This window comes from Reyranella soli, from assembly GCF_007992495.1.
Taxonomy (GTDB): Bacteria; Pseudomonadota; Alphaproteobacteria; order Reyranellales; family Reyranellaceae; genus Reyranella; species Reyranella soli.
In genome coordinates this window covers 24,557-34,376 of record NZ_BKAJ01000017.1, presented here as the reverse complement: position 1 = coordinate 34,376, position 9,820 = coordinate 24,557, and the positions used below count along the sequence as shown (strand labels likewise).

Genomic DNA, 9,820 nt, shown 5'->3' with positions numbered 1-9,820 from the left:
CTCCGATGAACACCTTCTTCTTCTACGGCACGCTGCTCGATCCCGACGTCATGGCGCTGGTGATCGGCCGCCGCCTGCCGCCGTCGGTCTTCGTGCCGGCGATCCTGCCCGGTCATTCGCGACGCCGGGCAAAGGGCGCGACCTATCCCGTCGTCGTGCGCAATCTGGGCGATCGGGTGCAGGGCGTGGTGGTCGGCGGCCTCACGTTGCGCGACGTGGCGCGGCTCGCGGCCTATGAGGGCCCGGGCTACCGGATCGCGCGCCTGAAGGTGCGGATTGGCGGCGAGATCGCGACGGTGTCGGTGTTCGAGCCGATCGTGGCGCGCCTGCAGCCGTCGACGTCGCCCTGGGACTACGCGCTATGGAAAGGCCGCCACAAGCGGCCATTCGTCGGTCGGCTGAGACGGGCGTTCAGCGCGCGTTAGGCGTATTCCAGGCGGTGACCTGGATCGCCGAGCAGTAGATCTTCTTCTTCTCCAACCGCTTGCAGCCGTCGACGGCCTGCGCCTGGGAGAGGTTGGTGAGACGAGCGCGGTGGAAGGTCTTGTTGGCCATCTGCACCTCGTCGACGGCCGCCGTGATCGAGCGCATGTCGACCAGCGTCGAGGAGGCGCGTTCGAGCGCGAGCTGTGCCGCCTGCGGATCGTTGAACGAACCGACCTGGATGACCCAGCTGCCGATCGGCGGACCGTTGGGCGCCGCGCTGCCTTCGGCCGGCGGCGGCACGGCGGGGCCGGCGACGCGCTGGCCGGCTTGCGCCTGGGACTGAGGGGCAGGCGTCGGTGCGGTGGCCGTGAAGCCGGCCAGCGGCTGCGCGTTCGCCACCGCAAGCCGTGGCGTGCTCTCGGGAATGACCAGGCTGGGATCGAAATTGGCCGAGCTGTAGCGGGCCGACGGCGGCTTGCGGACGTTGGTCCAGGCCGAAAGCCGCATGGTTGCCGCCGAGGCGAAGCCCTGGTCCATCAGCATGGCCATCATGCGGTCGCGCTGGCCGGCGCTGTCGCCGCCCATCACCACGCCGATCAGGCGGCGGTTGTCGCGCATCGCCGACATCACAAGGTTGAAGCCCGAGGCGTTGGTGTAGCCGGTCTTGAGCCCGTCGGCTCCTTCGTAGGAGCCGAGCATGCGGTTGTGGTTCTCCAGGATGCGGCCGCGGTATGGCCAGCTCTGCACCGAGAACACCGGATAGTAGTGCGGGAAGTCGCGCATCAGCGCGAAGGCGAGCCGCGCCATGTCGCGCGCCGTCGTGACCTGCTCGCGGTTGGGCAGGCCCGAGGCGTTGCGGAACACCGTCTGCGTCATGCCGAGCTGGCGCGCCTTGCTGGTCATCATCGCAGCGAAGCTCGCCTCGTCGCCGCCCAGCGCCTCGGCCAGCACCATGGCCGCGTCGTTGGCCGAGCGCGTCACCAGTGCCATCGTGGCGTCGCGCACGCTGACCGTGCCGCCCGGCGGCAGGCCCATCTTGGTCGGCGGCGCGTTGAGCGCGTTGATCGACACCGGCAGGCCGTCGCCCAGCGAGAGGCGGCCCGAGTCGAGCGCCGAGAAGGTGAGGTAGATCGTCATCAGCTTGGTGAGCGACGCCGGATGGCGAAGCCCGTCGGGCTGATCGGACGAAAGCTCGCGCCCGCTGGCGGCATCGAGGATGATGTAGGCGTCGCGGCCATCGACGGCAGGGTTGGCGACCCAGCTCGAGGCGGCGGCTGGCCGCACGGCCTTGGCTTTGCCGGTCGGCGCCGCACGTTTGACCGGCGGCGATTGCGCATTGGCGTCGCCGGGCAGCAGCGCAGCAACAAGAAGGAACGCTGCGGCTAGCAGGGAGAGACCGGCCGCGATGCGACGTAGAGGGGATGTCATCGCAATTACGCCATTACCAAAGTCTATATTTTTGTGCCCAAGCAAAGACTTAGAGGCAGTTCCTCGACAATACTCAAATTTGTGGGGTTATGCAACTTTTTAGCCGCCGCCTTGACGCCCAAGTTAGCATGGAAACTGGCTTGCAAATTGCCTGCCCCATTACGGAGAGCTCGCGATGAAATGGATGTTTGTGGCTGCCTTCGGGTGCGCCTTGGCGGTGTCGTCGACGGCCTCGGCCCAGCGGCCTGACCGCTACGTCGATCCGCCGATCGTGCGCAGCTTCAACTGGTTCGCCTTTGTCGGCGGCGACGATATCCGGGCCAATTGCGGCAAGGACGGGCGCAATCGCATGCGCTTGATCTACAACGCGATCTATTCCGAGCAGGTCAGGACCTACGAGCTCTTCCTGCAGCCCGACGGAACGACGGGCCTCGGTATCGGCGTGCTGGCCGACCAGGGCGTGGTGTCGAACGTGCTGATGTTCAACGGCGGCGACGCGCTGAAGCCGTGGAGCATGAAACGCGGCGAGCGCATCCTGACTGTCGGCGAGACCCGGGAGCTGATGGCGCTGTTCCAGGCGAGCGCCGCCTTCGGCCCGCCGCGCGATGGCCTGCGCCTGCCCGACGTGGACTTCTGGTGGACGGTCGCCTCATGCCGCGACGGCGTGTGGGGCTTCCAGGCCTATCATTATCCGACCGACGGCTTCGCCAACGTGAAGTTCGCCCAGAAGCTCTTTTCGTTCGACACGGTGCCGGTGCCGGTCAATCCGCCGCGCAAGCTGGTGCCGGCCGAGCTGCGGCGCGATCCCAATGCGCCGGTCAATCACATGAATGCGAACCAGTGGACGCTGACGGTGGGTAAGGATGGGCTACGGCCAAGATAGCCGCCATTCCGCCTTTGTGGCTTTTTGCCGGCTGGGTGCATTCGAGCGGCCGAATGGGTATTTCGACGCCGAGTGTTGCTCCGCGGCTACTTGTGGGCGACCGGTTGTGGGCCGAGCTAGCGGAATCCCCAAGGGTCCCTATATAATTCGAGTGGTTCGGCTTCTTTGGGGATTGTGATCCGGACAATGGATTCTGTGCGTATCGACTGGGAATGGCGCCTCAACGGCGACCGGCTGGGCGGGCCTAACGAACCCCCCGGTGGTCCGCCGCAGCAGCCGCCGCGTCGCGACGATGGGGAGGGCGACGGCGAAGGCCGCAGTGGGGCGCTGACGCTGACCCGGACCCGCACAAAGAAGCCGTCGATGTACAAGGTATTGATGTTGAACGACGACTACACGCCGATGGAGTTCGTCGTCGATGTCCTGCAGCACATCTTCCAGAAGAACCGCGAAGAGGCCACTCAGATCATGCTGCATGTCCACCAAAAGGGCGTCGGCGTGTGCGGCGTTTACACCTACGAGATCGCCGAGACTAAGGTGACTCAGACCGTGGATTATGCCCGCAAGAACCAGCATCCTCTCCAGTGTACGTTGGAGAAGGAGTGAACCTGATCGAGAGTAGTACGTTGTTCCTTCAGTCGAGGTAGTTCGATGTCCATGCTGTCCAAGAACCTCGAGAGATCCCTCCACCGCGCCTTCGGGCTCGCCGGGGAACGCCGCCACGAATACGCGACACTCGAGCACCTGCTCCTGGCGATGACCGAGGACGACGATGCGGTTCCCGTCCTCAAGGCCTGCGGCGTCGATATCGACCGCCTGCGCCACGATCTGGAAACCTTCATCGACAATCGCCTGAAGGGCATCATCACGCAGAACCCGAGCGAGCCCTTGCCGACCGCGGGCTTCCAGCGTGTCGTCCAGCGCGCCGCGGTGCACGTGCAGTCGTCGGGTCGCAAGGAAGTCACAGGCGCCAACGTGCTGGTGGCGCTGTTCTCGGAACGCGACAGCCATGCCGTGTCGTTCCTCGAGAACCAGGGCATGACGCGGCTCGATGCCGTCGACTACATCAGCCACGGCAAGGCCAAGGTGCCCGGCCGCGCGCGCACCCGCCGAGTCCAGGGGTCCGAGGAGGAGAATGGCGGCGAGGGCGGCGCCAAGCAGGGCAACGAGGCACTGGCCGCCTATTGCGTCGACCTCAACCAGAAGGCCCGCGAAGGCCGCGTCGATCCGCTGATCGGCCGCGAGCACGAAGTCGAGCGGACCATCCAGGTGCTGTGCCGCCGCACCAAGAACAACCCGCTCTATGTCGGCGAGCCCGGCGTCGGCAAGACGGCGATCGCCGAGGGCCTGGCGCGCAAGATCGTCGAGGGCGAGGTGCCCGAGGTGCTGAAGGAGTCGGTGATCTACGCGCTCGACATGGGCGCGCTGCTGGCCGGCACGCGCTATCGCGGCGACTTCGAGGAGCGGCTGAAGGCCGTGTTGTCGGAGCTCAAGAAGAAGCCCAACTCGGTGCTGTTCATCGACGAGATCCACACCATCATTGGCGCCGGCGCGACGTCGGGCGGCTCGATGGATGCGTCGAATCTCTTGAAGCCCTCGCTGCAGTCGGGCGAGCTGCGCTGCATCGGCTCGACGACCTACAAGGAATACCGCAACTACTTCGAGAAGGACCGCGCGCTGGTCCGCCGCTTCCAGAAGATCGACGTGCCCGAGCCCTCGATCGCCGATGCCGTCGAGATCATGAAGGGCCTGAAGCCGGTCTACGAGAAGCACCACCACGTCACCTACACCGACGATGCCATCAAGGCCTCGGTCGAGCTGGCGGCGCGCTACATCCACGACCGCAAGCTGCCCGACAAGTCGATCGACGTCATCGACGAGGTCGGCGCGGCCCAGATGCTGCGCACGCCCGACATGCGCAAGTCGACTATCGAAGTGCACGACATCGAGGAGATTGTCGCCAAGATCGCCCGCATCCCGCCCAAGAGCGTGTCCAAGGACGACACCGAGATGCTGCGCAACATCGACCGCGACCTGAAGACCGTGGTGTTTGGCCAGGAGCGGGCGATCGACCAGCTCTCGGCCGCGATCAAGCTCGCGCGCGCGGGCCTGCGCTCGCCGGAAAAGCCGATCGGCTCCTACCTGCTGGCCGGTCCCACGGGCGTCGGCAAGACCGAGGTGACTCGCCAGCTGGCGCGCCTGCTCGGGCTCGAGCTGATCCGCTTCGACATGTCGGAGTACATGGAGCGGCACTCGGTCTCGCGCCTGATCGGCGCCCCGCCGGGCTATGTCGGCTTCGACCAGGGCGGCCTGCTCACCGACCAGGTCAACCAGCATCCGCATTGCGTCATCCTGCTCGACGAGATCGAGAAGGCGCATCCCGACGTGTTCAACGTGCTGCTGCAGGTGATGGATTACGGCAAGCTCACCGACCACAACGGCCGGACGGTGGACTTCCGCAACGTCATCCTGTGCATGACGACCAACGCCGGCGCCGCCGACATCGCCAAGCCGGCACTGGGCTTCGGCCGCGAGGCGCGCCATGACGAGGACGACGAGGCGATCAACCGGCTGTTCGCGCCGGAGTTCCGCAATCGCCTCGATGCCGTGATCAAGTTCGCCAACCTCGGCCCGGAGAGCATGAACAAGGTGGTGGACAAGTTCGTGGCCGAGCTCGAAGTGCAGCTTGCCGACCGCAAGGTGTTCATCGAGCTGTCGGACAGCGCACGTCGCTGGCTGGCGGAGAAGGGCTACGACCGCCTGTTCGGCGCCCGGCCGCTGGCCCGCGTCATCCAGGAGCACCTCAAGAAGCCGCTCGCCGAGGAAGTGCTGTTCGGCAAGCTGAGCCAGGGTGGCGGCACCGTGCGGGTCGACACCAAGGGCGAGGGCGCAGCCGCGGAGCTTGCCTTCACCTTCCTGCCGCCGGAGCGGGATGCCCTGCCGCCGGCCAACCAGGAACCTGTGCTGGCTGAGTGAGGCTCTTCCGACCGGTTTGGGTCGCGTTCCGGGCCGCGGTGATCGCCACCGCGGTCTTCTGGGTCATCCTGTTCATCATCGAGAACAGCGGCTGGGAGGTGCCGATGGGCATCGTCCAGCCGTCGGTGTTTTTGATCCTGTTTTTCTTCGGCGTGCTGCTGGTGCGCAGGGGCTGATGGGCGCGCGGTCCGGAAGACGAAGAACACACGAGCGGGCCAGAGGCCCGCGCTCCCGATCAATCGCCGGCCGCGATATTCCGTTCGGCGGCGATGCCGGCAAAAGTGTCGACCGTTCGGTCGAACAGCTTGGCGAACCCCGCACCGTCGAGGCCGACCGGATCGAAGCCCAGCTCGCGCAGGCGTGCGGCGACGGCCGGATCCTTCAGCACAGCGAGCACCGCCGCGTGCACCCGCGCCAGGGCCGGCTCGGGCGTTCCCTTCGGCGCCAGCAATCCCTGCCAGGTCACCTGCACGAAGCCTGGCGCCACGGTCTCCGTCGCGGTGACGACGTCGGGAAAGGCAGCGGGACGGACGTCGCTGGTGACAGCCAGGGCGACGAGTTGGCCGGCGCGCGCCTGCTGGGCGCCAGCGGAGAAGGTCACCACGCCGGCGTCGATGGTGCCGGCCAAGAGATCCTGCAGCAGCGGGCCGCCGCCGCGATAGGGCACGTGGGTCACGCGCAGGTCGCCCGCCGCGCGCAGGAGCAGCTCGCTGGTGAGATGCTGTGAGCTGCCGAGACCGGGCACGCCGACATTGAGCTTGGCAGGCTGGGCCTTTGCCGCGGCGACGAACTCCTGGATCGACTTGATGCCCGACTTGGGATGCGTGAACACGCCTTGCGGTGCCGAGATCGCCAGCGTCACCGGCACGAAGGCCGGGCGCAGCGCCGGCGCGCCTGCCACCGGCAGGGCCTCGGTCGCGGCGAAGGTGTCGTTCACCAGCGCCAGGGTGTAGCCGTCCGGTGCCGCGCGTGCCGCGCTTTGCGTGCCGACGCGGCCCGAGCCGCCGCCGATATTCTCGATCACCACGCTCTGGCCGAGCTCGGCGGCCAGCGGCGCCTGGACGGTGCGAGCGAACGTGTCGACGCCGCCGCCGGGCGGCCAGGGCACGACGAGACGCACGGCGCGAGAAGGATAGACGTCCTGGGCGCGCACGATGGCCGGCGCGGCGAGCGCAGGAAGAGCGGCGAGGAGGAGGCGTCGCTTGAGCATGGTTTTGTCTTTCGTGATGAAGGGGCGTTACCAGTCGCCGCCCAAGCCCAGCAGGCCGAGCGCTTCACGGCGCAGGCGCAGCAATTCGGGATGGTCGCGATGGCGCGGGAAGGGCAGATCGACACTGAGGTCGGCGCGTATCCGCGCCGGCCGGTCGCTGAACACGATGACGCGGTTGGCGAGCAACAGCGCCTCCTCGACATCGTGGGTCACCATCAGGACGGTGAAGCCGCGGGCTTGCCACAGGCGCGTGAGCTCGCCCTGCATGGCCAGCCGCGTCAGGCTGTCGAGCTTGCCCAGCGGCTCGTCGAGGATCAGCAGGCGCGGATCGTTGACCAGGGCGCGGGCGAGCGAGGCGCGTTGTGCCATGCCACCCGACAGCTGGTGCGGATAGGCCTTGGCGAACTTCTGCAGGCCGACCAGCCCGAGCGCGTCGTCGACACGGTGCTTGTGTTGCTTCAGCAGCCCGCGCGTCTCGAGGCCGAGCGAGGCGTTGCGCCAGACGGTGCGCCAGGGATAGAGCGTCGGATCCTGGAACACCACGACGCGCGACGGATCGGGCCCCAGCACCTCGACGTCGTCGACCAGCAGATGGCCGCGTCGCGGCCGGTCGAGACCGGCGACCAGCCGCAGCAGGGTCGACTTGCCGCAACCGCTCGGGCCCAGCAGGGCGACGAACTCGCCAGGGGAGGCGCGCAGCGACACATCCTCTAGGACGGGAAGATAGTCGCCATGCAGGGCGAAGCCGTGATCGATGTTGCGCACGTCGAGCGCGGCGCCGGCGATCGTGTCCACCGGCTTGTGGGCAAGCGCTACCATTTGACGAGTCCCTTTTGCCAAGCCAGCAGGCGATCGCGCAGACGGAACAGCAGCGTGATCAGCGTCGAGCACATCAGCGCCATGACGAGCAGAGCGCCGTACATGTTGGCGTAGGCCGCCCAGCCCTGCGCCCATTGCAGGTACCAGCCGAGACCCGACTTCACGCCCAGCATCTCGGCCACCACCAGCACGGCGAAGGACGAGCCCAGGCCCATGAACAGCCCGACGAAGACGTGCGGCAGCGCCGCGGGGATCGCCACCTTCAGGATCAGGAAGCGCGGGCTGGCGCCCAAGGTGCGTGCCACGTCGTAGTAGGCGGTCTGCACGCCGGCGACGCCGGACCAGGTCAGCACCGCCAGCGGAAAGGCCGTGGCGAGCGCGATCAGGAAGGTGCTGGCGCTGCCGCTGGTCGGGAAGATGAAGAAGGCGAGCGGCAGCCAGGCGGTGGCGGGCAGGGGACCGACCACGCGCATGATCGGATGGATCCAGTAGCCAACCTTGGGCGACCAGCCGAGCGCCACGCCGATCACGAAGCCTACGGCCGCGCCGATGGCGAAGCCGCGTACCAGCAGGAGCACGGAGTTCAGCAGGCTGTCACCCAACCGCCGCCAGTCGTCGGTGTAGACCTCGACGAAGGCCTGCGGCGAGGGGAAGAACGGCAGCGGCAAGAGGTCGAGCTTGGCCGTGACGATCTCCCAGGCCGTGACGGCGAGTGCCAGCGCCACCAGCCAGGGCGCGACACGGCCGATCGCTGCGGCCCGGACGGAGAACCGTCCGATGACGGCGGCGATCAGCAGTCCCGCACCCAGCACCAGGGCGATGCCGCCCAGCGTGCCGGTGCGCTCCAGTTCCTGGGCATCGGGCCAGGCGAGCACCAGGGCGGCGACGCCGAGCCAAAGGATGCCGGCGACAACGAGCAATCCCAGGGAGTGAGGTCGCTCGTCGCCGCCGGCCAGTACCGCGCCCGACGACCGGTTGGGCGCGGCTTCCGCGATCGATGTCATTCGCCCGGCTCCTCAGCTCAGCACGTCGGCGGTGACACGCGCGGCATATTTCTGGATGTCGGTGCTCTGCTTGAACACCGCGATCCGCTTCAGCTCCTCGCCATAGGCCGCGATCTGGCTGCGCAGGTCGCCGGCCAGCGGATGGTCGTGGTGCGTGTGGCTCTTGAGCATGGCCGTGAGCTGCTCGACCGGCGCCTTGGCGTGCGGCGCGAACACAGCGGCCGCCGCCTCGGGATTGGCGGCGACCCACACCTGGGCCTCGAGCAGCGACTGCACTAGTGCCGTCGCGACCGGCTTCTCCTGCCGAATCAGCGTGCCGCGGATGCCGAGCACGCAGCAGGTGCGGTGCGCATACTCGCCGGAGAGGTTGTTGGCGACCTCGGTGAGGCCGTCGCGCTCGCGCGCCATCCAGCCCAGCGGGTCGCCCTGGCAGAAGGCCTGGACCTCGCCCTTTTTCAAGGCGATCGGCAGCACGTCGCCCGGGAAGACGCGCCATTCGACCTCCTTGTTGGGATCGACGCCGGCCTCGTGCAGCATGATCGAGAAGAAGTTGCGGTCGGGCGCCGCAAGATCGGTGACGCCGATCGCCTTGCCCTTGAGGTCGGCGATCTTGGTGATGCCGCTGTTGGGAGCGGAGAAGAGCCGCATGCAGCCGCCATGGATGCCGGCCGCGATCTTGACGTCGAAGCCGCCTTCCAACGGCTTCAGCCAGCGCAGCGCCATGCCGACGCCGGCATCGGCCTTGGACGTGGCGATCGCCTCCAGCAGCTGATCGGTCGAACCGCCGAAGTTGATCAATTCGACGTCGAGATTGTGGCGCGCGAAGTAGCCTTTCTCCTGGGCGACCGCGACGCCCACCGTGCAGATGGCGGTGGCATTCCAAGTGAGCTTGAGCGAGCGCTTCTCGGGCAGCACGACCGGCGTGCCGTACGACGCGCGGCAGATCGCAGGATCGAACTCGGCCGGTGATGCGCCGACGAAGGCGCGCTGGGCCAGCACGCCGGCCGGGAGCAGGGTGCCGCTGACGGCGGCGGCGCGCAGGAAGGTGCGTCGGGTGGGAAAGCGAAACATCGC

The 9,820-nt window shown here is 67.4% G+C and carries 10 protein-coding genes; 5 read left to right on the top strand and 5 right to left on the bottom strand.

Annotation, left to right across the window (positions count from 1 at the left end; translation table 11 throughout):
• The coding region (locus RSO01_RS04740; RefSeq protein ID WP_147146727.1) for a gamma-glutamylcyclotransferase family protein at positions 1-425 on the top strand (425 nt) is incomplete at its 5' end.
• On the opposite strand, the gene RSO01_RS04735 is transcribed toward RSO01_RS04740, so the two are convergent.
• On the bottom strand, positions 412-1,854 hold the full coding sequence (locus RSO01_RS04735) for a D-alanyl-D-alanine carboxypeptidase family protein (RefSeq protein ID WP_147146725.1): 1,443 nt from the start codon (positions 1,852-1,854) through the stop codon (positions 412-414). The genes RSO01_RS04740 and RSO01_RS04735 overlap by 14 nt on opposite strands.
• Before the next feature lie 175 nt (positions 1,855-2,029).
• Here RSO01_RS04735 and RSO01_RS04730 point away from each other — a divergent pair, with 175 nt between their 5' ends.
• The 4 genes from RSO01_RS04730 to RSO01_RS04715 all read left to right on the top strand — a co-directional run bounded on the left by RSO01_RS04730 (position 2,030) and on the right by RSO01_RS04715 (position 5,889).
• Positions 2,030-2,737, top strand: a complete 708-nt coding sequence (locus tag RSO01_RS04730; protein WP_147146722.1) for a hypothetical protein — start codon at positions 2,030-2,032, stop codon at positions 2,735-2,737.
• Positions 2,738-2,932: 195 nt separating this feature from the next.
• Positions 2,933-3,343 (top strand): ATP-dependent Clp protease adapter ClpS, encoded by a 411-nt coding sequence (clpS, locus tag RSO01_RS04725; RefSeq protein ID WP_373867872.1) that lies wholly within the window; start codon positions 2,933-2,935, stop codon positions 3,341-3,343.
• Positions 3,344-3,388: 45 nt separating this feature from the next.
• Positions 3,389-5,713 carry an ATP-dependent Clp protease ATP-binding subunit ClpA gene (gene clpA, locus RSO01_RS04720; protein WP_218037243.1) on the top strand — a complete coding sequence of 775 codons (2,325 nt, stop codon included), beginning with the start codon at positions 3,389-3,391 and terminating at the stop codon, positions 5,711-5,713.
• The gene (locus tag RSO01_RS04715) at positions 5,710-5,889 is read left to right on the top strand and encodes a hypothetical protein (protein WP_147146718.1); all 180 of its coding nucleotides are present in this window, start codon (positions 5,710-5,712) and stop codon (positions 5,887-5,889) included. The genes clpA and RSO01_RS04715 overlap by 4 nt, the downstream gene beginning before the upstream one ends.
• Positions 5,890-5,948: 59 nt before the next feature.
• On the opposite strand, the gene RSO01_RS04710 is transcribed toward RSO01_RS04715, so the two are convergent.
• From RSO01_RS04710 to RSO01_RS04695, 4 genes are read right to left on the bottom strand one after another with little or no spacing between them, the layout of a single operon-like run.
• Positions 5,949-6,923 (bottom strand): Bug family tripartite tricarboxylate transporter substrate binding protein, encoded by a 975-nt coding sequence (locus RSO01_RS04710; RefSeq protein WP_147146716.1) that lies wholly within the window; start codon positions 6,921-6,923, stop codon positions 5,949-5,951.
• A 27-nt stretch (positions 6,924-6,950) separates the two neighbouring features.
• Entirely contained in the window at positions 6,951-7,742 is a 792-nt protein-coding gene (locus tag RSO01_RS04705) for an ABC transporter ATP-binding protein (protein ID WP_147146714.1), read from the bottom strand.
• Positions 7,736-8,746: an ABC transporter permease gene (locus tag RSO01_RS04700; RefSeq protein WP_147146712.1), complete on the bottom strand. Its 1,011-nt coding sequence runs from the start codon at positions 8,744-8,746 to the stop codon at positions 7,736-7,738. Before RSO01_RS04700 ends, RSO01_RS04705 begins: the two co-directional genes overlap by 7 nt.
• Positions 8,747-8,758: 12 nt before the next feature.
• The gene (locus RSO01_RS04695; protein ID WP_147146710.1) at positions 8,759-9,817 is read right to left on the bottom strand and encodes an ABC transporter substrate-binding protein; all 1,059 of its coding nucleotides are present in this window, start codon (positions 9,815-9,817) and stop codon (positions 8,759-8,761) included.
• Positions 9,818-9,820: the final 3 nt, after the last annotated feature.